Source organism: Gilliamella sp. Occ4-3, assembly GCF_001690675.1.
Lineage (GTDB): Bacteria > Pseudomonadota > Gammaproteobacteria > Enterobacterales > Orbaceae > Gilliamella > Gilliamella bombi.
Genome location: NZ_LZHR01000022.1, coordinates 35,612 through 58,024, shown reverse-complemented (window position 1 = coordinate 58,024; position 22,413 = coordinate 35,612). Strand labels below are relative to the sequence as shown.

Below are 22,413 nucleotides of genomic sequence, written 5' to 3'. Positions count from 1 at the left end.
AAAAACTTAAGAGGCTTATTATGAAAGAAGGTATTCATCCAGAATATACTGCAATTACAGCAACTTGTTCTTGTGGTAACGTTATTAAAACTCATTCTACTGTTGGTCATGATATTCATCTTGACGTATGTGGTGAATGTCACCCATTCTATACAGGTAAACAACGTGATGTTGCAACTGGTGGACGTGTAGATAAGTTCAAACAACGTTTTGCTATGGTTGGCGGTAAAAAATAATTTTTCGGAAAACCATGTTCCAAAATTAATAATAATTGAAAAGGCGCATAAGCGCCTTTTGTTTTTCAAAATTAGTTTTTTTAGTTAATAATCAATCAAAATCAGGATTAATACCTAAATCTTGCATCATCTTTTTAGCTTGCTTAGGAATACCGTCTTCACGATCTTTTTGTAAATCATCGTCACAAGGTAAAGGTTGACCGGTATAAGCATGAAGAAAGGCTTCACACAATAATTCACTATTTGTTGCATGACGTAAATTATTGACTTGTCGGCGAGTGCGTTCATCAGTCAATATTTTTAAAACTTTCAACGGAATTGATACTGTAATTTTTTTTACTTGCTCGCTTTTTTTACCATGTTCAGCATAAGGACTTATATATTCGCCATTCCATTCCATCATCTTGTCACCAAATTACATCACAAATAATGTGGGCAATTCTAACGTTTTTTTTATTTTTCTGCAATCTACACACCAAGATAGTTAGACGTCTAGACATGTTGACGTCCTTATTGAATGTGTTATTCTTATACAATCTGTTATTGAAGTAAGCTAAGTATTATTTAGAGGAATGTTATTATGGTTAGTCAAACCAACAATTTAAGCCAAGGAACAATAGCTGTTCGTGGTGGGATTAATACTGATGAACAATATGGAAGTGTCGTACCTGTTATTACACCATCTACTTGTTATCGTTATGAAGAATTTGCAAAACCAAGAAAGTTTGATTATGCACGAAAAGCAAACCCTAGTCGGCGATTAGTAGAAGAAACCGTTGCAAAATTAGAAGGTGGTGCAGATGCTATTTTAACAAACTGTGGCATGTCAGCAATTCACCTTATTAGTGTTGCTTTATTAGCGCCAAATGACTTAGTTGTTGCTCCTCATGATTGTTATGGCGGTAGCTATCGACTTTTTAATAGTCTAAGCCAAAAAGGCTATTTTAAAGTGAAATTTGTTGATCAGTCTGATGCGATGGCTTTACAAGAAGCACTTAATTTACATCCTAAATTAGTATTGATTGAAACACCAAGTAACCCATTACTTCGTGTTGTTGATATCAAAAAAATAGCTCAACAAGCGCATGATGTTGGTGCTTTGGTTTTAGTCGATAATACATTTATGACGCCGATTTTACAAAAACCGTTGGAGCTTGGTGCTGATATAGTCAGCCATTCTTGTACCAAATTTTTAAATGGGCATTCGGATTTATTAGCTGGAATTTTAGTCTTCAAAGACCAACAGCTTGCTACAGATGTTTTATGGTGGGCCAATAATATTGGTACGCTTACTTCATCATTTGATAGTTATCTTTTATTGCGTGGGTTACGAACTCTTGCTGCACGTGTTAATTTACAACAAGAAAATGCCCAAAAAGTTGTTGAGTTTCTTGTTAATCACCCAAAAATAGCAAAAGTATTTCATCCCTCTTTACCATCTAATCTTGGGCATGATATTGCTAAAGAACAACAAAAGGGGTTTGGCTCGTTACTAAGTTTTGAACTGGTTGGAAATGCCGATGTAATGCCTAATTTTTTAAAAGCGCTTAAAATTATTACATTAGCTCAATCACTTGGTGGCGTTGAAAGTCTTGTCTGTCACCCAGCAACAATGACACATTCAGGTATTAGTGCAGAAGCACGAAAAACAGCGGGTATTTCAGATCAGCTATTACGTATTTCAGTTGGTTTAGAAGATATTACTGATTTACTGGCTGATTTACAGCAAGCACTTGAAACAATCTAATTGAATTTTTAGATTGAAAGAGGGTTGATGATATAATGCTATAATGTTATTTCATCAATCCATTATTTTCAATTTTATTAAAGTAATGTTTTATTTTTCCTGAAATTTTCTATCTTCTTTTTTATCTCGGTAAAAATTTCATCGATTGAATGCCGTTTAGCTCTACCACAAATTTTTGCCTCTTCATTGCAGACCAAACATTGTCTTGGTTGATTTTCGAATTGAGAACGTGAAAGGCTATTTTGTGTAACAATGTCAATGACATCAATGTCCCACAAACGCCCTAAGGGGTGATTATTTTCGACTTCAATACAATATTTTTTAAGGGTTTTAGCTGAACATTTAATTGCTATGATTGCTTCTGAACCAGTAATGTAATGGAAATGATCTTCATTGATTATTGTTATATCATTTTGTAAAAAACAGAAATGTAAAGCTTTGATAGCTTCGTCAAAAAGATAACGAGCTCCGCTACTGTTTTTTATAGGACCAGGAATAACTATGCTTAATGATATGATTGGATATTTATAGCATGTCATTGCATGCTTTTGGTTTTCAACTCGCTTTTCCTTGGCTAGTAGTATTTGCTCAAGGGTAATAGGAGTGCCATCATCAAATTTAATTTGCATTTTTTTCATCGGATAGAAAAAGTAATAGCATGACACTTTTACATGGCAAGCTATTACTATATTAATAAAGATTAAAATTAATCTTTAACTTGACGCACAACATCAATAACTGAACCATCGCGGAAATGTACGATACCAACGATTTTATCATTAAATTCGATTGGTTTTGGTTCACCAGTTAAAGACACAGCACGTTGATAAAGCTCTTCAATGCTCATAATTGGTAAATTAGCAGCTTTTAAACGTTCAGCAATTTCTGGACGATTAGGGTTAACAGCAATACCATGGTCAGTGACTAGCACATCAACGCTCTCACCAGGAGTAACTAATGTTGTTACCTTTTTAATTACTGTTGGAATACGGCTACGAATGAGTGGCGCAACAACAATTGTTAAGTTTGCACCAGCAGCCGTATCACAGTGACCACCAGAAGCTCCGCGCATTACACCGTCAGAACCAGTTAATACATTAACATTGTAATTAAGGTCGATTTCTAACGCACTTAAAATAACAATATCAAGCTCATCAACACTTGCACCTTTTGAAGCAGGATTTGCATAAACATTAGTTGAAACTTCGATATGATCTTTATTTTTACCTAAAGATTGTCCCGCAGTGCCGTCAAAACTTTGAGTATCTAATAAACGTTTAACTAATCCTTTTTCGTGAAGATCAACAATACTTGCTGTAATACCACCTAAAGCAAATGATGCAGTGATATTTTTCGCACGCATGCGATTTTCAAGGAAACGAGTTGCTGCAGTTGACGATGCACCAGAACCAGTTTGGATTGAAAAACCATCTTTAAAATAACCAGAGTGTTCAATAACATCAGCTGCATAACGAGCGATCATCAGCTCGCGCGGATTGCTAGTGATACGCGCTGCACCCACACTAATTTTAGTTGGGTCACCCACTTCATCAACTTTAACAATATAATCAACTTGATCTTGGCGAATACTTGCTGGATGGTTAGGATATCCAACAATATCCTCAGTTAGTAGTACAACTTTTTTCGCAAATTGCGCATCAACCATAGCATAACCTAGAGCACCACATTGTGATTTTCCAGATACACCATTAGCGTTACCTTGTTCATCAGCGGTTGATACAGCTAAAAATGCGATATCAATGTTAATTTCACCACTTTGGATCAGTTTTACACGCCCACCATGAGAATGGATATGGACTGGGTTTTCCATTAAACCGTGAGAAATCGCATCGGCTAATTTACCACGTAAACCAGAGGTATAAATTTTAGTAATTACACCAGATTCGATATGAGGAATTAACGCTGAGTTACAGCTTAATAAAGAACTTGAAGCTAGCGTCAAATTTTTAATGCCTAAATTACTGATAGTCTCAACAACTTTGTTGATAACCTTATCGCCTTCACGAAATGCATGGTGAAAAGAGATAGTCATACCATCACGCAATTCACATTTTTTAATTGCTTGCTCAATAGAATCACACAATTTACGCGTGTATTTAGACTCATCTTTTAAATATGGTGTTGTTGCGTTAGCATCAACAAAAGGCTTAATATTCTTGAGATCAGGGTGCTGTTTAAGCAAATCATCAATTTTTTTGTTTATAGAAGTAGTCATTTTTCAATCCTATCAAATTTCTTTACGTACACCAGAATACTTAGCCAACTCGATAACTTTTCTAGCTCGAGCAATAATCGGTGCATCAATCATTTTGCCATTTAGAGAAATAACGCCAAGGCCTTTTCTTTCTCCCTCTTCTGCTGCTTCAACCACTTTTTGGGCATGTTCAACTTCAGCTGCTGTTGGAGCATAAGCATTGTGGAGCAGATCGATTTGTCTAGGATTAATGAGCGATTTACCGTTGTAACCTAATTTTTTGATTAAGCTGACTTCTTTCAAGAAACCTTCATCATCATTAACATTAGAGTAAACAACGTCAAAAGCATCAATTTTAGCCACACGTGCTGCATGTAATACTGCACAGCGAGCATAGAATAATTCTGTACCATCGCCACGTTCAGTTTGCATATCAACAAGATAGTCAAATGCAGCTAGCGCAATACCGATTAAACGTGGAGAAGATTTAGCAATAGAAACGGCATTAACAACACCTTGAGCAGATTCGATTGCAGCCATTAATTTAGTGCTACCAACTTCACGCCCACACTCTTTTTCGATTCTTTCAACATGAGCTTCTAACTCATGAATATCTTCAGCACAGTTAGTCATAGGTAAACGTACTACATCAACACCAGCTCGTACAACTGCTTCAAGGTCTTTTAAACCAAATGGAGTATCAAGCGCGTTGATTCGTACTACTGTTTCAATTCCGTGCTCTTTATAAACAGGAAGAAGTAAAGTTTGTGCGACTAATAAACGCGCTGAATCTTTTTCCTTAATTGAAACAGCATCTTCAAGATCGAACATGATTGAATCAGGCTTATAAACAAACGAAGTTGATAACATAGCGGCGTTTGCACCTGGAAGAAATAGCATACTTCGACGTAATTTTTTCATAGTAATTTACTCCAATCTAAGTTTTCTTCTTCTGCGCCACGTAAAACTGCACATTGAACTCTAGCTTTAATAGCGCAATCAAGTGCACCTTTATCATCAATAATGATTAAACCGTCGGTTACATTAAGCTCATTTAAAGTTTGATCAACAACCGCACGGATTTGATCGCCAAATTGTTTATTAACATCACTATTAATAACAATTTCAATTCCCGTGTTTGGCATGACTTTGACTAACAAATCGCTAGATTCAAGAGTCCCCGCCATGGCTTCTTTTTGTATTTTCATTTTTTTACCTTTTAAAACGTATTAAATTTTAAATTTATCCAAATTAGCTGAAAGGTAATCCCATGTAGTAGATGGAACTAGTTTTTTTACCTCTTCATATTGCCCTGATGCCAATAATTTTCTTACTAATGAAGCTGATACAATAGTATCACCTTCGGTTATTCGTTGAACTTCAACAAAAGTAATTGCTGAGTGGTTACTAACTGCTTTATCTTCAAGCCAATAAGACATTGCTTCATTATAAGCCTTAGTTACTTCGTCATAGGGTTCAGTTCCAACAAATCGATAGTTAATATTAAGCGCTGGAGCAATATAATTTCGGAATATAAGCAGATCGATACCCATATAGGCCTGATCGATTTTTGTCTTATCTTTTAGAAAATAAGTTGGAAATGTTGCTCTTGAAATAATATAAGGCGAACTTGCATGTACTGTAACATTTTTTATCTGTTTAGTACCATCTTTAACTAATTTCAAACGTGTATCAAATGAAAATAGCGATGCATTTTCATTGACAACAAAAACATGCAACCAATCACATTGACTTGCAGCATATTGAATAAGATATTGATGGCCTTTAGTGAAAGGATTAGCATTCATAACAATGCTACCAATTTTGCTCCCTTCTTTTTGTTGCGTGCTTAGTTGTTTACAATATTGCCTTATTCCAACTGGATTGTTTTCCATTAGGACAACAAGATCTGTTATTTCAACAATAGGATAAAACCCACATCCCTTAAAAAAATCTATATTTTCGGGTTTTGTATATAGAAAAAGATGAAAATAGCCGTTTTCATTGGCATATTTTATTGCATGATCCATCAAGGTTAGATTTAGTTGATTGCCACGATAATTAGGATCAATAGCAACACATTTAATAATATTGCGATCAATACCTGCACAAGCAATAATTTGTTCATTGATTTTAGCTACCATAAAAACAGTAACTTGTGAATCCAGATCAAGATCAGAGCGAGATAGCAACTGTTTAACTTCTTTATAATCTTGTTCTGCTTTAGAAATATCAACAACGGCATAATCAACTAAATCGTACATAAATTTACCTCTATTCAGCTACTACATAATTAGTTAGTCGACCAATTCCTGTAATTTCGACTTCAATTGTATCGCCATCTTTCATAAATACTGGAGGATTACGTTTTTTCCCAACTCCACCTGGTGATCCAGTAAGAATAACATCACCTGGAGATAAACGTGTAAAAGTACTAATATAAGAAATTAATTCAGGCACAGTATGCACAAGATTTTTAACTGAATCATGTTGCATTTGCTCGCCATTTAAATAAGTAGTTAAAGATAATACTTTTGGATCAGGAATTTCATCGCTTGTTGTAATACATGGACCGAAAGCACCAGTGCTAGGCCAGTTTTTACCTGCGGTAAACCAAGTATATTGCCAGTCGCGAATAGAACCATCCATATAACAGCTATAGCCAGCTACATATGATAATGCATCTTCTTGCTTAATGCGAAAACCAGCTTTACCTATAATAATAGCTAATTCTCCTTCATAATCCAACTCATTAGTAATAGCTGGTTTAATAATGTTGGTTTTATGACCTGTTTGAGAATCAGGGAAACGAACAAAAAGCGTTGGTGCTGAACTGGTTTCATTAAATTCTGCTCGTTTTTCGGCATAGTTCATACCAACACACAAGATTTTATTTGGATTTGGAATAACGGGTAAATAAGTAATGTCTTGTTCATCAATGTCACTTGGGGCATTAAGGTAGGTTTTGGCAATAGATAGTCCTTCTTTATCGGCAAGTAGTGATTTTAAATCGGCATATTTATCACCTAATTTTTGCTTTAAATCAACAATACCATTATTAGTAAGAAGACCAAAACTTGCTCTACCAGAGACAAGATAACTGACAAGCTTCATGAAAACTCCTTAAAAGCTATTTTGTTAATTGTAAATATTAAATAAAAATGAACAACCTTAGTATAAACCAAGGTTGTTATTTAATATGTAAAATCTATACTAAGAAATTGCCGAGAATAAGTAATGATACTGATACATTAATTGCACCACCAATACGAGTTGCAATTTGTGCAAACGGCATAAGTTCCATACGTTCTGCAGCAGTTAAGATTGCCACGTCACCAGTTCCGCCTTGACCACTTTGACAACAAGAAATAACAGCAGCATCAACTGGATACATACCAAGTTTTTTAGCAACAAAGAAACCAGTAGTAACCAAACTAACAACTGTACAAACAATAACAATTAGGTTTGTAATAGTGAACGCTTCAACAATTTTTTCCCATGGTGTAATTGCTACACCTACTGCAAATAAAATTGGATAGGTAACAGACGTTTGGAAAAATTTATAAACAACTTGTGAACCACTTAATACTTTAGGTGAAACACCAGATACTAATTTAACAAAAACTGCTGCAAATAGCATTCCTACTGGTGCTGGAATACCAGTCACTTTGTGACCAATCATACCAACCATATAAAGGATAGCTGCTAATAATACACCTGAAGCGAATGTAGTTACATCAATAATCGATTCAGTTTTAGCTGCTTTTTTATCAGCAACTTCATCATCTGCTGGTAATAGTCGACCGTTACCAGTTAAGTGCGGATAAGCTTTACCGATACGATTTAAAATACCACCACAAATAATACCAGTTAAACCACCTAACATTACGATTGGTAACACATGACCAAGCGCATCACCTTGTTCCATACCTAAGATTGAAGCGTACCCGATTGAAAGTGGAATCGCACCTTCACCAACACCACCAGCCATAATAGGTAATACTAAGAAGAAAAATGTTTCAAATGGTGTTAAACCAAGTAAATAACCAACACCGACACCAACAAGCATACCAACGATTTCACCACATACCATTGGGCCGAAGATTTTTAAGAATCCTTGGATAAGTGTTTTCTTATCCATATTCATAATACTACCCACGATGATACAACAGATATATAAATAAAGAATATGTGTATCTTTATAGAATTTTTTTGTTGCAACAACGACTGGTTCAGGAAGAATACCATAATAAACTAATGCAGAAGGAATAAAGGTTGCACAAATTGCGGCAGCTCCCATTTTCCCTACGATCGGTAAACGCTTACCAATTTCGCCACAAAGAAAACCGAAAAAAGCACAAGTAACTACCATTACAACGATTTCGCTAGGTAATTTACCTGTTACTAAAACTTCAGCGAAAATAAGAATACCTGCGATAATAAATAATGGAAGTGGGATAACACCAATTTTGTAGTTATCCATCAGACGCCACCAATTATATGGCCAGCCTGTTAGATTTTCTGTAACAGTCTTACCCGTTGATTCTTTTCCATTAATGTTTTTCTCAGATGAGTTAAAATTCACCATTAATTTTTTTCTCCAAAATAAGTTGATTTATTCAAAATTATTGGCGGGTATATTTACAAAAAATTAATGAAATTTTTGTGATATAAATCATAAATTAACTGTGGTTTTTATGGTTTTAAAGGATATATGTTTTTTTATGCTGTGATACACTTATTTGAACTTAATTTGAAAAGAAAATACAAAAATGCGAATGAAAATCCACTTATCATTTACCACAAAACTTTTTTTATCGCTTTTGCTCTTTTCGTTGATTGTTCTTGCGCTATTACAAAGTTATATTTGGAACACAACTGAAACAAATTTGTATCGAAGTTTGGGCGAAAAAGCGCAAATTCAAGCAAAAGAGTTATCTGTTTTACCAAGTTTAATTGAATATGTCAAAGATAAAGACACAAATAAAATAGCTAATTTAATCACAGATATATTTAAACAAAGTGATGCAAGCTATATTGTTATTGGTGATGCTAATGCTAACCGCTTATTTCATACAGCCAATAGCCCTTTACATTCCCCCATGGTAGGAGGGGATAATCAAGAGGTTCTTAACGGTAATAGTAGTATCACCATTAGTGAGGGTTCTCTTGGTCTAGCATTAAGGGGGAAAGCTCCAATTATTGAAAACGGTAAGATTATTGGTATAGTCTCGGTCGGTTATATGATTGATGGTATTTATGCATTGCATATAAAACAGTTTATACCGTTTATCATTTTTTGTTCCTTGTTATTCTTAGCATTATTTATCTTTTCATACTGTTTTTCAAAAGCAATTAAAAAACAGATGTTCAATTTAGAGCCTAAAGCAATCGCACTACTGGTAAAAAGCCAAAAGTCGATCATGGAATCGATTTTTGAAGGTGTTATCGCCATTGATCTTAATTATAAAATTATCAATATTAATCAATCTGCTCGCACAATGTTAGATATTAAGATAAATGATGACGAGTTACATAAACATGATTTAAGCGAATTTATCACCTCAAGTGACTTTATCTACAAAAAAGAAAATCAAACTGAAGACATACACGATCATATATGCTATTTCAATAACATGATTGTTATTGCCAGCCGAGTTCGAGTGGTTATTGATGATAAAATTCAAGGCTGGGTAATTACTTTTCGCAATTTTGATGATATTAATGTATTAAGTATGCAATTAACGCAAGTAACACAATATGTCGATAATTTACGCGCATTAAGGCATGAACATCTTAACTGGTTAGCAACGCTATCAGGTTTAATATATATGAAACGGTATGATGAAGCGCAATCATTTATTGCATTGCATTCTGCCGATAACCAAAGTAATTTAGACTTTATTACCAAACATTTTAATGTGCCGGCTATATGTGGTTTATTAATTGGCAAATATTCAAAAGCACACGAAATTGGCTTAAATCTAGTATTTGATCCAGCATGCCAATTAAATGCATTACCTTCACTTATCACCGAAATAGAATTTATGTCAATTTTAGGAAATTTGCTTGATAATGCTTTTAATGCTAGCTTAAAAAATGATCGTGGTGATAAAACCATTTATCTCTATCTTAGCGACGCAACAAATGAAGTTGTATTAGAGGTAACTGATCAAGGCTGTGGTATTGATGAAAATATTCGCGATTCAATTTTCGAACCTGGCGTCACATCGCAAGAAGGTAAAGAACACGGTATTGGTTTACACCTTGTTTCGACCTATATAAAAAAGGCCAATGGTTATATTACATTTGAAGATAATACCCCTTATGGAACAATTTTTTCTGTATTTATACCTAAATAATAAAAAGGCAATTATATGAATCAATTTCAAGAAGATAATATCAAAGTGCTTATTGTTGAAGATGAGCCAATTTTAGCAGAACTAAATGCAGAGTTTATTCAAAAAGACACAAAGGTTAAAGTAATTGGAATAGCTTCAACACTAGAAGAAGCTAAAATAATGGTAGAAAAACTAAAACCGACCTTAATATTACTCGATAATTATTTACCTGACGGCAAAGGAATAGAATTATTTGAATACATCATCAACAATCATCTAGATTGCTATGTTATTTTTATTACAGCCGCAAGTGATATGGATACTTGTAGTAAAGCGATTCGTTATGGCGCTTTTGACTACTTAATAAAGCCCGTATCTTACCAAAGGCTAAAACACTCGCTTGAGCGTTTTGAACTATTTTTATATCGACAAAGTTTACAAAAACATGTCAATCAACGAAAAATAGACGAACTTTTCAATTTGCAAACTAAAGATTTTGTTGATATGAATCGTCACTCAAAAGGGATTGAAGAAATCACGCTACAAAAAGTCAAAGACTTATTTATGCAAACCGATAAAGCACTCACTGTTGACGAAATAGTCGAAAAAGCCAATATTAGCAAAACAACCGCTAGACGATATTTAGAATATTGTGTACAAATCAAATTATTAACAGTCGAACTTAATCATGGAAAAATTGGACGACCAGAAAGGCTATATAAACGTTTAGGGAAATAGTATTTTATCTGTTTCAGATAAAATACTAGCTTTGAAAACATACTTATTTGAGTTTTTTTTCAGTTATTGGTACTAGTAACAAAGGAAAAAACAGCTTCTATAACAACCAAATACCTATATCTACCTTATTTTGGCGTTAGAATACGCAGCAACTGAGTAAGGTAGTACGCCAAACAAGGATGTTTGGATCGGATGTTACCACCGATACTACTCATTTCCCCAAAAGGGAAAAATATTTAAAACCACTACTTCAAACAATACCACTGTCCTCTATAACTGTCTGATTTAATTAAAAAAAACGAAATAAAAAAACTTCAATAAAATCAATGCTCTACCTGAACGTTTTTAGAGCAAAAAATCTAACAATACCACAAGATTAATATACTCGCTTTACCATGGGGTTTAAATGTGCCAATAGCTAAGCGAGGTTATTCCACTAAATAGGGTGAGCTGGAATGTAGGTGTAGATATTAATAATTTCACCAAATCTCAAAATGACGGAAACATAACACCCTATTTTAATTATAAAATTAACCTATCTATAAAACCGAATCGTTTTCATCTTTACATTTCTTTACAAAAAAGTCCGCCAAAAAACTAGCCAACTATTTTTTAAATGGTTATACTTTTATCGCTGTAGGAAAACAAGCTTATTAAATAAGCAAATAATTATAAAAATTTAAATAAAACAAAATATTACTTGACAAGAGGAACGTAATGCATTATCATTTTAGGCACAAGGCACAAGGCACAAGCACTGGCAAACCTATGTCTTAAATTTATCAAATAATCCTATTCGACAAGTTTTTACTCGAAACTTATTTATATCTTCGAAATTATCGCTCAAATCACCTAAAACAGCTTTGCTAGTATTAGCATTGTTATTATTGTCATCTTCATCGAATTTACAGGCATTGAATGGTAAAAAAGCTCGAGCAGGTAATCGTAGTGATGCAATAATGCTACAACCGTCGCCAGTTATCAATTATGTAAGGCCGTATTTATCTCTCCGATATGCAGGCCCAGCTGACATATGGAATCCTAATAAGGGCTTTTTAGTTCAATCTACCAATCCTGAATCATACAGCCTAAATTTTCCGACTACAGGTGCGCATAATTTATATTTTGATTTACTCATAAGTGGAGTAGATATAAATAAATTGACATGGGAACCGGTCACGCATGAGGGAATCACTGCAACAGTGACAAATGTTGTAGCTAATGACAGGTGGATTCCTAAAGAAGATAAGGGAGAAGTAGTTGTACGCGTTAAGCTAACAGGTCCAGAGGCAAGAAATCAATGGTTCAATCCGAATCCTAGTCAAATAGCTAAGCCAGGGTTACCACAGACGTTTGAGTTAGTGGGTAGAGATAAAGATGGTTATGAGGTAGTCAAATATGGATTTGTATTAAGGCAGTGGTTCGTCAGTCGGGGTGGTCAATTAGCTAACCATCCTAATCAAACCACATGGTGTAATAGTTTGGGTTATCGCATGCCACGGGTAAGAGATTTAACCAATGCAGTTTGTTCTGGTTGGAGTTCAGGAAGTTGGTGTCAAGGCGCAGTAGGCGCCACACCTAGCTCATCAGATAATCATTACCTGCGTCACATAGGCGCTGGCTTTTTCACGGAGTGGAGCCACATGACCTTCTACACTGATGCGGGCTTCGCCGCCGGCTTCTACTGGACGAGCGACGTTACAGGTAGCGACCAGTTCTATGTCTACTCGACCCACGGCGACGTCTACAGCTTCTTTGCCAGCGCCAGTGACAGAGCCTCCCTCTATGGCCTTTGCACCGCACCTTAGTTTTTAGCGTTTAGTTCTTAGTCCTTAGGGCGCGGAAGGGGGTTACGGTGCTTGAGAGGATAATATAACAAAGAATAAAGCCCCCGCGTAAGTTGGGGCGCTGAGCAGGCAAAGCCAGCACTTTAATGATTAAAAGCAAAACAGCGCCCGACCGATACAATTTTCAAGCTTGCGCTTTTGTTATTAACTGGCTGTTATTAACAAGTTATTATTAAATAACTATTATCAAATAACAAAAGCGCTTTTATTAAAAAGTCAAATTCAATGTAATAAAAAACTAGCCTATAAGTATTTGATTTTATTTAAAAATGCAAATAAAAACTTCAATAAAATCAATAGGCTACCTGAACGATTTTAGAGTAAAAACACACTTATAGCACCACAATGCTAATATGCTTACCTTATCAGAGCGCCAAAATATACCGATAACCAAGTAAAGCTAGCACGCCAAACTTGGCTGTTGGGTGTGTTTGTGTTTTAGATGTTATCAGCAATATTAATCATTCCGTAAAAATCAAAAAGTCCTAAAGCTAATACTCTATTTTAATTAAAAAATTTACTTATCTCTAAAGCCAATCGTTTTCATCTTTACATTTTTTTACAAAAAAGTCCGCCAAAAAACTAGCCAACTATTTTTTAAACGGCTATACTCTTATTGCTATAGGAAAATAAGCGAATAATTACAAAAATTCAAATAAAACAAAATATTACTTGACACGAGGAACGTAATGCAGTATCATTTTTGGCACAAGGCACAAGGCACAAGCACTGGCTAACCTACGTCTTAAATTTATCTAATAACCCTATTCGACGAGTTTTTGCACGAAACTCATTTATATCTTCGAAATTATCCATAAAATTATTTTCAAAAGTTCCATTGGTATTAGCGCTATTGTTGTTATTGCCGTACTCCATAGAATCGCAGGCTTTGTCGGCAACGACTTCTGAGCGCATTCATGGTACTGCGCCTTATTTAACTTTTGATGGCGGTGTTACTAAAGTGACTAAAACAGATGACTTATTAACTATTAAATTATCAAATGGACGAACATTCACACCGCAAAATAATCCTTCATCATCGACAGTTCCAATCGAGTTACCTAACATAGGGGATACTTTGGCTAATATCGATATGATAGTCCAGCCAGCTGATTCAGTGAGCTTAAATGATTTGGTGACACAAGGTAAATGGGGCGATGATGATGGTGATAATCAGGTAACGGCAATGGGGAATATATCGGTATCATTTATGGATAAAAATGGTAATACCGTTAGTCGTCGTGATGCTTTAGATATTTGTAAGGCACCTTATAAGATAACATTAAGTAGTACGGGAGGTAGTTTAGCAACGCAGTATGGCGTGCCCAAAAGTAGTACTTTCAGTGAAGGTACTGCGGTGTATTATATCACTCCGCCGCCACAACCAGTTATTTGTTCGGTCAGGCCGAATTTGCTATATGGTGGTACGACTGGTATCGATTCTAACGACAATCCTAAATTCGCTGGCCCATCTAGCATATGGAGTACTACTAAAGGTTTTCTAACTCAATCTACAAGTTCATCATCTTACGATTTAAATTTCCCAACTACAGGTGCGCATAATTTATATTTTGATTTACTCATAACTGGAGTAGATATAAATGAATTGACATGGGCACCTGTCACGCATGAGGGAATCACTGCAACAGTGACCAATGTTGTGCCTAATGATAGGTGGATTCCTAATTGGGATAAGGGAAAAGCCGTAGCTCGTGTTAAGCTAACAGGTCCAGAGGCAATAAATCAATGGAACAATCCTAAACCTAATCAAATAGCTAAGCCAAGGTTACCGAAGACCTTTGAGTTAGTGGGGAGGGATCGTAGTAATAATGTAGTGGTGAGGTATGGATTTAAGTTAAAGCAGTGGTTTGTTAACCGAGGAAGTAAATACGATACAGTTTCTGTTCAAACAACATGGTGTAGTCGTTTGGGGTATCGTCTTTCGCAGATAAGAGATTTAACCAATGCAGTCAGAACAGCTAGTGTTCCTATTTCTGGCGCCACACCGCCTTCAGTTTGGAATGGTTACCAGCGTCGAATTGGAGCTGGATTTTTCACGGAGTGGGGTTACATGTCTCATTATGCTGATGCGGACTTCGCCTACAGCACCCACTCCCACTATGGTTACTGGATGAGTGATGCCATATCTAACAGTCAGTTTTATGTCTACTCCGACACTGGCTATATCAATAGCAATAACATGGGTGCCACCTTCGGCTATTATGCTGTTTGCACCACACCTTAGTTTTTAGCTTTTATTACTTAATCCTTAGGGCGAAGGGGCGATTTTGGTACAAATAGAGGTAATCTAACAAAGAATCCAGCCCCCGCTTAGTTGGACGCTGAGCAGGTATGACTGCATTAATGACTGAAAGTCAAAAAATGCTCCCGACCGACTACGCATAGGCATGGTTGGCATTAAAAGGGTAAGTTTTAAATGTAATTTGTTCGGTAATGTTTCGGATGTTGATTCTAGCGTTATTTATTTTCCCAAAGGTTAAAACGTCCGAAACTTAACCTCATCCACATAGACTTTACTTAAATACAAAATCCCCAAAAACGGACTATAAGTATTTAATTTTATTAAAAAATAACCAATAAAAACTAATAAAATCAATTGAATATCTAAGCTGTTTTATAGAAAAACATTCCGATTTTTCACAACACTTAAAGGTTAATATAGTCATTAATCTAGCATTAGAATAAGCCCAGAGCTGGTAAAGGGGTGTTGCAAAAATAGTTGATTAGAGTATTGATTTTGTTTGTGTTTTTATAAAAACAATTAATTTATAATTAGCTATTGCCCTAAACGATTATTTATTATAATTAAACTTGACAAAGCATGAGCAACTGTTGATAATAGCGCCGTTTTTTTAACCTGAATTTTTTATTATAGCGAGGTGGCAAAATGCCTGTAGTTAACACTTTATCTTAATGCCGACTTGGTATCTTCTATCATATTGTCTTTTGCTTAGTATTATCTAAGCCCCTTCGTTGCAATTCAATCTATAGATTTTTGCCTTGTCGGTTTTCCCTTATTTTTTTGGAGAAAACATTATGACAATGGAATCTTATATTCAAAATTTAGAATTAATTAAATATCCACGAACACCGCACCTAGAAAGCTCACGCTTACAGTTTGGTGATAGTGAACATGGACAACGTCCTTATAAGCAATTAGCTGGTCAATATATTGTTATTGAAGAAAAACTTGACGGAGCAAACTGTGCTATCAGTTTTTCAGCTAGTGGTGAGCTGTTGCTTCAATCTCGAGGACATTACTTAATAGGTGGTTCACGAGAACGCCAATTCAACCTTTTAAAGCATTGGGCTTGCGTGCATGAATATTGGTTACTTGGGCGTTTAGAAGATCGCTATATCCTTTATGGTGAATGGTTACACAAAAAACATGCTATTTTTTATGATGCTTTACCGCACTATTTTTGTGAGTTTGATATTTGGGATAGACAACAAAACTGTTTTTTATCTACCCTAAAGCGACATCAATTATTAGCTGGTGGTCCTGTTTTATCGGTACCTGTGTTATTTGCAGGGATTGCACCTTCTAAATTGAGCGATTTATTGGCGTTAGTCAAACCATCTTTGGCTAAAACCGCTAATTGGCGTACTTGCTTTGAACAAATCGTGATGCGTGAAAAGCTAGACTTAAGCAAAGCTTGGCAACAATGCGATAACTCTGACTTGATGGAAGGGTTATATCTTAAAATCGAATCGGAAGAACAAACCATTGATCGCTTAAAATGGGTTAGGCAGGATTTTGTTCAGGCCATTTTAGATGCAGGGCAACACCATAGTGAACAGCCTTTTATTCCAAACCAATTGGCTCAAGGTGTTGAGTTATATACACCTCAATTAACAGTGAATTGGAATAATGGATGCCTAAACGGAGGTAAATTATGAATTACCAATTACTAAAACAACAAATAGCAAGTACGTTGGCAACAGATGATTTTAGCCCATGGTTAACCTGTATTCCTGAATTGAATAGTTTGATAATAACGCCACAAGATCCCTCGCATCATGGAGAGGGGAACGTTTGGGTTCATACGCAAATGGTTGTGCGTGCATTATTAACGCAAGAAGAGTTTACCAACGCAACAGAAGATGAGCAGTTTGTATTATTTATGACTGCTTTATTACATGATATCGCTAAGCCAGAAACCACCGTCATAGATGAGTTGACAGGTAAAATTACACAACCAAGGCATTCCAAAAAAGGCGAGATCCGTAGTCGTATATTATTATGGCGAATGGGGGTGCCATTTGATTTGCGGGAACAAATCTGCCGAATTATTAGTGTACATCAAGTGCCTTTTTTTGCTTTAAGTGATGGCGTAAGAAATAAATCACCCGAATATTTAATTCACCGCTTATCGTGGCAATTGCCTATTTGGATGTTGTGTTTGCAAGCTAAAGCAGATATGGAAGGTCGTATTTGTGCTGATAAACGCCGAGCGCTTGATGAAGTTGAACTCTTTAGGCAATTGGCACTTGAAGAAGGGTGTTTATATCAACCTCGCCAATTTGTTGATGATTATACTCGTATCGAATATTTTCGAGGTAGTAATGTATTACCCGATTATGCATTATATCCTCAAGAAGGATCTAAGGTGATTATGCTAGCTGGTTTACCTGCATCGGGTAAAAATAGTTGGGTGAGTAAACATTATCCAACATGGGATGTTGCTTCTTATGATGATGCTAGATCTGAGCTAAAACTAAAGCACGGTGAAAACGAAGGGCTGGTTATTCAGTTTGTGTTAGCAAAGGTTAAACAGTGGTTAAGAACAAAACAACCTTTTATTTGGAATGCGACCCACTTATCGCAAGAAATGCGTCAAAAAGCACTCGATTTGCTTTATGCTTATCATGCGAATGTGGAAATTGTCTATCTTGAACAACCAGAAAAAGAGTTGTATCGCCGTAATTCAGCACGAGATACTACGTTGCCAAATAAAGCAATTCAGCGGTTATTAAATAAATGGGAAGTTCCATTACCGACTGAAGCACATAAGGTGAGTTATTTTATTAATCAATAATTATTACTCATCTTTGGTTATATTAATTGGGGCCGATATTAAAGCCCCAAAATTAATTGGACAATAGTGTTAAATATTAAATTCTGTTATTTTTAATTACTTTTTATATCAATAAATCTTATCTTTTTATTATCTTGTTTTATCCATTATATTGAGACAAAAACCAAGTAATTGCAATTAAATCCGCCGATCCGCCAGGGCTTAAATTGCGTTTTATTAATTCACTATCAAAATGATATAAATTTTCTCGTACTTTTGGATTGATTACGCCACCTTGTTTGATGAGTTTTTTCGCTTGTTCTTGCACAAAAGCCAAGCCATCAAGTCCACCTCGTGAAACTACATTAGTGTCTTGATTAAAAGCAAGTAAATGTAACATCGCTTGTAATAAGCAAGTTTCTTCATCATAGCCGTTCTTTTGCATTTGTTGAAAGATAGGCAGTGAGATATTTCTAACTGTTGCATAACCTGATTCTGCTTCTCCTCTTGCTCCTGTAAGGTTATGGAGTTTAAATAGCTTTTCACCAACAGAATTTGTTAGATTATTTTGTTTTAGCTCGCTTTGAACAATGCCTTGGCAAATGGATGAAACTTCGTTACAAATGCTTTGTATATTGATTGGTAAGTTTAATTGCTCTAACTTGCCAATAGCGCCGAGCAGCAAACCAAAGGCAAATATCCCGCCTTTATGAGTATTAACTTGATTGGTGGCTTTAAACATCGCTTGTTCGCAATTAATACCAATTGGTCTAATGCCAGCTAAAAAAAGTTGATTTTTATGCAAAGCTGATGTTTTACCGTATTGGTAGAAACGTTCAAACCAGACACAAATAGCACTAATACTTTGAATAAAGGTTTGGAAATCCATATCACGATGTGCACCACTATTATTCATATCAACTAATCCGGGTTTTGGTGATAAGCAAATTTCTTTGATTAATGCTTTAGTTGCTAATTGCGCTGGTAAACATCGGTTAGGGTCATTATTGAGTTGTAATTCTAATAATGCTACTTGCTGAGAATAATCACTCATTACTATTGGTTACCTATAGGGATTCGATTTAATTAATTTGCATGATGCTATGATGTAAACACCAAGCCACTCTTTTAAATGGATTGGTGTGTGATAAAACTAATAATCGTTATGTGTTGATACAGCTAGTACTTCCCGATTTCCATTATGGCTTGGTGCGCTAATAATGCCTTCTACTTCCATTTGTTCGACAATTCGGGCTGCTCGGTTGTAGCCAATTCTAAATTTTCGTTGTACGCTAGAGATAGAAGCTCTTCGTGTTTCTATGACAAAAGCAACAACTTGGTCAAATAATGGATCGAGTTCTTCATCTGACGAGTTGGAATTGCCATTTTCGCTATCATCGGTCGCAACTGTGACATTGTCAACGTATTTTGGTGTGCCACGTGCTTTCCAATCTTGCACAACGGCGTGCACTTCTTCATCACGCACAAATGCACCGTGAACACGAATTGGAATGGAGCTATTAGGGGCTAAATAAAGCATATCTCCCATACCAAGTAATGATTCTGCTCCCATTTGATCTAAAATAGTGCGAGAATCAATTTTGCTTGATACTGTAAAAGCGATACGAGTTGGTATATTCGCTTTGATTAAGCCCGTAATGACATCCACCGATGGACGTTGTGTGGCTAAAACTAGATGAATACCTGCTGCTCGCGCTTTTTGAGCAAGCCGTGCAATTAGTTCTTCGACTTTTTTACCGACAGCCATAATCAAATCAGCAAACTCATCGACCATAACCACAATATAGGGTAATTTTTCGAGTGTCGGCATATTAAGATCCATACTATCAGTTGGTTTCCAAAGTGGATCGGGAATTGGTCTGCCCATTTGTTCTGCTAGTTTTATTTTTTCGTTATAACCAGCAATATTACGCACACCTAATGCTGACATTAGACGATAGCGTCGTTCCATTTCGTTAACACACCAATTTAATGCATTAGCGGCATCTTTCATATCAGTAACCACTTGTGTTAATAAATGTGGTATTCCTTCATAAATAGATAACTCTAGCATTTTGGGATCAATCATAATAAACCTGACATCTTCAGGTTGCGATTTATATAAAATGCTTAAAATCATCGCATTAACACCAACTGATTTACCCGAGCCAGTAGTTCCAGCAACAAGTAAATGAGGCATTTTAGCAAGATCAGCAACCACTGATTGCCCAGCGATATCTTTCCCTAATACGACAGTTAACGGCGATTGAGCATCTTTAAATTGAGGGCTGTCTAAGACTTCTCTAAAATAGACTGTTTGACGATTTTTATTGGGCAATTCAATACCTACATAAGGTTTTCCCGGAATAACTTCAACTACACGAACCGATGGCATTGATAATGATCGTGCTAAGTCACGATCTAGCGTTGAAATTCGTGCCGCTTTGATACCCGGTGCAAGTTCAATTTCAAATCGAGTAATCACCGGTCCCGGTAAATAATCAACCACTTTTGCCTTCACTCGATAATCCGATAAACTTTTTTCAATCAGTTCCGACATTGCGTTTAAGGCACCATGATCGACTTCGATTCGAGCTGTTGGTGGCGCAGTTAATAAGTTCAGTGACGGTAGTGGCGTAGTCGGTTTAGGTAACGGTTTATCATTACGTCTTAATAACGGATGAATTAAGCTATCTTCGTCATTTTCATTGAAATGATTATGTTGAATATCTTCAACACGATTTTCTTCAGGATAGATATCGTCAATAATTGGATTTGCTTTTTTTAGTGCTTCAGTATCAACATATTCTAGTTGCTCTACGTCTGCTTTCACTTCTTTTATTTCAGTTTCAGTCTCTGTATCTGTTATGTTTTGTGTATCTTCTATAGATGCAGTGTCTTTTGTACTTGTAATAACCTGTGGTTCTTGAATAAATGGTTGTTTGGTTTCAGTTGTTTCTATAGCTGAAAGGTTGATGGATGATTCAAACGGTGTTTGTTCATTAGTAAAATTAATTTTGGGTTCGTTGTGTACTGATGTAAACAGTGGTTTACTTGGTGCATCTGAAATTGTGTATTTTTCTGGTTCATCGAATGGTAGTTTTTCTTCTGATTTTTGTGTTTGTATTACCTGTTTTATTTGTTCTATTGATGAAGACAAGGTTTGCTCTTGCTCTGGAGTAGCTTTGTTTCCATTCATGTTTTGAATAATTGATTCAAGGCGAGATAAAATCTCGTTAGGATCGAGCTCTTTATTTTGTGGATTATCACTTGTTAGAGGCACTGTTGTTGACTGCGGTACTTGAGTATCTTTGTGGGATGATTTGATTAATTCATCGGTTGTTTTTATTGAGATTGTTTTATCGTCAGACGATATGATGGTATTTGCAGTCTGATTTTGAGTTGTTTCAACACTAAAGATAGTATTTGATGTTGGAATGATATTGGTATCATCATCTGATTTTTTATCTAGTTTTGTATCAAAAGGTATTGTAAATTGAGGATCTTTTATTTCCTCATTAGTCTGTGCTATTGGTTTTTCGTTTAGTGAATCTGGTTGTTTAAGTTTATTGGCTGTACGAGGCTTAATTAACCATCTAATCGGTAGTAGTAAAATCATGACAAAAGCACCTAATTTTTCAATTAGATTTAACCATGATAATCCAGTTAATAATGTGACACAGGCCAAGCAAGTTCCAAGAAGAATTAAGGATAAAGTAATGCTATCTATAATTGGTAAAAGGCTTTCGATGACTATCGCACCTAAATAACCGCCCGCTTCAAATTGTTCAGAATCAGCAATATTTAAAGTAAAAAATCCTGTAGCACTAAATATAAATGCTAACACACCAATAATCCGAAATGAAAGACTAAAGTAGTTTATAGGATCATTAGCATGTTTATAAAAATAAACGATTGACTGTAAACAAATAAAAATAGCGATAAAAGGTAGGCTATAAGCAATAAAGCCTAAAAATTGAAACAGAACGTCACAGATGTATGCGCCAATATAACCGCCAAAATTACTAATAGGATAGTGCCAAGCTGTACGAGACCAACCTGGATCGGATGGATCGTAACTGAACTGCGATAGAAATAAACAAACAGATAAACCTATTATTGTTAGTAGGATCAATTGAGCGATGATCTGTTTTTTTGTAATTTTGGGCTTTTTCAAACAAGTACCTAAAAACTATTGCTATTAAAATAGCTGGCATTTTATCATAAATTGTGCTTGCTCACAGAGCCAA

The 22,413-nt window shown here is 35.6% G+C and carries 17 protein-coding genes and 1 pseudogene; 8 read left to right on the top strand and 10 right to left on the bottom strand.

What is annotated here, in order from left to right; all coding sequences use genetic code 11:
- Window positions 1–20 precede the first annotated feature (20 nt).
- On the top strand, window positions 21–236 hold the full coding sequence (rpmE, locus tag A9G44_RS02375) for a 50S ribosomal protein L31 (protein WP_034914396.1): 216 nt from the start codon (window positions 21–23) through the stop codon (window positions 234–236).
- Between the two features lie 91 nt (window positions 237–327).
- Here rpmE and metJ read toward each other — a convergent pair whose 3' ends face one another.
- Window positions 328–639, bottom strand: coding sequence for a met regulon transcriptional regulator MetJ (metJ, locus tag A9G44_RS02370; protein ID WP_034914400.1), 312 nt, complete (start codon window positions 637–639; stop codon window positions 328–330).
- Between the two features lie 177 nt (window positions 640–816).
- Here metJ and metB point away from each other — a divergent pair, with 177 nt between their 5' ends.
- Window positions 817–1,983, top strand: coding sequence for a cystathionine gamma-synthase (metB, locus tag A9G44_RS02365; RefSeq protein ID WP_065609088.1), 1,167 nt, complete (start codon window positions 817–819; stop codon window positions 1,981–1,983).
- Between the two features lie 77 nt (window positions 1,984–2,060).
- Here metB and citX read toward each other — a convergent pair whose 3' ends face one another.
- The 7 genes and pseudogenes from citX to A9G44_RS02330 all read right to left on the bottom strand — a co-directional run.
- Window positions 2,061–2,612 (bottom strand): citrate lyase holo-[acyl-carrier protein] synthase, encoded by a 552-nt coding sequence (citX, locus tag A9G44_RS02360; RefSeq protein ID WP_218837510.1) that lies wholly within the window; start codon window positions 2,610–2,612, stop codon window positions 2,061–2,063.
- Between the two features lie 77 nt (window positions 2,613–2,689).
- Entirely contained in the window at window positions 2,690–4,219 is a 1,530-nt protein-coding gene (gene citF / locus A9G44_RS02355) for a citrate lyase subunit alpha (RefSeq protein WP_065609086.1), read from the bottom strand.
- 12 nt (window positions 4,220–4,231) lie between these two features.
- Complete coding sequence (gene citE / locus A9G44_RS02350; RefSeq protein WP_034914409.1) at window positions 4,232–5,119, bottom strand: citrate (pro-3S)-lyase subunit beta; 888 nt, start codon at window positions 5,117–5,119, stop codon at window positions 4,232–4,234.
- Window positions 5,116–5,406: a citrate lyase acyl carrier protein gene (gene citD / locus A9G44_RS02345; RefSeq protein ID WP_065561413.1), complete on the bottom strand. Its 291-nt coding sequence runs from the start codon at window positions 5,404–5,406 to the stop codon at window positions 5,116–5,118. The genes citE and citD overlap by 4 nt, the downstream gene beginning before the upstream one ends.
- Window positions 5,407–5,427: 21 nt before the next feature.
- A complete protein-coding gene (gene citC / locus A9G44_RS02340) occupies window positions 5,428–6,462 on the bottom strand; it encodes a [citrate (pro-3S)-lyase] ligase (protein ID WP_065561414.1) in 1,035 nt (344 codons plus the stop codon).
- Window positions 6,463–6,472: 10 nt separating this feature from the next.
- Complete coding sequence (locus tag A9G44_RS02335) at window positions 6,473–7,312, bottom strand: fumarylacetoacetate hydrolase family protein (RefSeq protein ID WP_065609085.1); 840 nt, start codon at window positions 7,310–7,312, stop codon at window positions 6,473–6,475.
- 94 nt (window positions 7,313–7,406) lie between these two features.
- Window positions 7,407–8,693: pseudogene (locus tag A9G44_RS02330) on the bottom strand (2-hydroxycarboxylate transporter family protein); the annotation flags it as partial.
- Between the two features lie 277 nt (window positions 8,694–8,970).
- Here A9G44_RS02330 and A9G44_RS02325 point away from each other — a divergent pair.
- From A9G44_RS02325 to A9G44_RS02295, 6 genes are all read left to right on the top strand, one after another.
- Window positions 8,971–10,560, top strand: a complete 1,590-nt coding sequence (locus A9G44_RS02325) for an ATP-binding protein (RefSeq protein WP_218837509.1) — start codon at window positions 8,971–8,973, stop codon at window positions 10,558–10,560.
- Between the two features lie 15 nt (window positions 10,561–10,575).
- Complete coding sequence (locus tag A9G44_RS02320; protein ID WP_034914423.1) at window positions 10,576–11,277, top strand: response regulator; 702 nt, start codon at window positions 10,576–10,578, stop codon at window positions 11,275–11,277.
- Window positions 11,278–12,164: 887 nt separating this feature from the next.
- A complete protein-coding gene (locus A9G44_RS02310; protein WP_143426286.1) occupies window positions 12,165–13,085 on the top strand; it encodes a hypothetical protein in 921 nt (306 codons plus the stop codon).
- A gap of 742 nt (window positions 13,086–13,827) precedes the next feature.
- The gene (locus A9G44_RS02305) at window positions 13,828–15,369 is read left to right on the top strand and encodes a hypothetical protein (RefSeq protein ID WP_143426285.1); all 1,542 of its coding nucleotides are present in this window, start codon (window positions 13,828–13,830) and stop codon (window positions 15,367–15,369) included.
- Between the two features lie 812 nt (window positions 15,370–16,181).
- Window positions 16,182–17,045 carry an RNA ligase family protein gene (locus tag A9G44_RS02300; protein WP_179854791.1) on the top strand — a complete coding sequence of 288 codons (864 nt, stop codon included), beginning with the start codon at window positions 16,182–16,184 and terminating at the stop codon, window positions 17,043–17,045.
- Complete coding sequence (locus A9G44_RS02295) at window positions 17,042–18,184, top strand: AAA family ATPase (protein WP_065609081.1); 1,143 nt, start codon at window positions 17,042–17,044, stop codon at window positions 18,182–18,184. Before A9G44_RS02300 ends, A9G44_RS02295 begins: the two co-directional genes overlap by 4 nt.
- A 139-nt stretch (window positions 18,185–18,323) precedes the next feature.
- Here the strand turns inward: A9G44_RS02295 and citG are convergent, their stop codons facing one another.
- Window positions 18,324–19,217 carry a triphosphoribosyl-dephospho-CoA synthase CitG gene (gene citG, locus A9G44_RS02290; protein ID WP_081298224.1) on the bottom strand — a complete coding sequence of 298 codons (894 nt, stop codon included), beginning with the start codon at window positions 19,215–19,217 and terminating at the stop codon, window positions 18,324–18,326.
- 99 nt (window positions 19,218–19,316) lie between these two features.
- Window positions 19,317–22,340: a DNA translocase FtsK 4TM domain-containing protein gene (locus A9G44_RS13940; protein ID WP_065609080.1), complete on the bottom strand. Its 3,024-nt coding sequence runs from the start codon at window positions 22,338–22,340 to the stop codon at window positions 19,317–19,319.
- Window positions 22,341–22,413 lie beyond the last annotated feature (73 nt).

Coding starts and splice junctions, on each gene's coding strand:
- citG (WP_081298224.1), bottom strand. CDS start 19,217: ATGAGTGATTATTCTCAGCAAGTAGCATTATTAGAATTACAACTCAAT.
- metJ (WP_034914400.1), bottom strand. CDS start 639: ATGATGGAATGGAATGGCGAATATATAAGTCCTTATGCTGAACATGGT.
- citF (WP_065609086.1), bottom strand. CDS start 4,219: ATGACTACTTCTATAAACAAAAAAATTGATGATTTGCTTAAACAGCAC.
- citX (WP_218837510.1), bottom strand. CDS start 2,612: ATGCAAATTAAATTTGATGATGGCACTCCTATTACCCTTGAGCAAATA.
- A9G44_RS02335 (WP_065609085.1), bottom strand. CDS start 7,312: ATGAAGCTTGTCAGTTATCTTGTCTCTGGTAGAGCAAGTTTTGGTCTT.
- A9G44_RS02325 (WP_218837509.1), top strand. CDS start 8,971: ATGCGAATGAAAATCCACTTATCATTTACCACAAAACTTTTTTTATCG.
- citC (WP_065561414.1), bottom strand. CDS start 6,462: ATGTACGATTTAGTTGATTATGCCGTTGTTGATATTTCTAAAGCAGAA.
- metB (WP_065609088.1), top strand. CDS start 817: ATGGTTAGTCAAACCAACAATTTAAGCCAAGGAACAATAGCTGTTCGT.
- citE (WP_034914409.1), bottom strand. CDS start 5,119: ATGAAAAAATTACGTCGAAGTATGCTATTTCTTCCAGGTGCAAACGCC.
- A9G44_RS02300 (WP_179854791.1), top strand. CDS start 16,182: ATGACAATGGAATCTTATATTCAAAATTTAGAATTAATTAAATATCCA.
- rpmE (WP_034914396.1), top strand. CDS start 21: ATGAAAGAAGGTATTCATCCAGAATATACTGCAATTACAGCAACTTGT.
- A9G44_RS02320 (WP_034914423.1), top strand. CDS start 10,576: ATGAATCAATTTCAAGAAGATAATATCAAAGTGCTTATTGTTGAAGAT.
- citD (WP_065561413.1), bottom strand. CDS start 5,406: ATGAAAATACAAAAAGAAGCCATGGCGGGGACTCTTGAATCTAGCGAT.
- A9G44_RS02295 (WP_065609081.1), top strand. CDS start 17,042: ATGAATTACCAATTACTAAAACAACAAATAGCAAGTACGTTGGCAACA.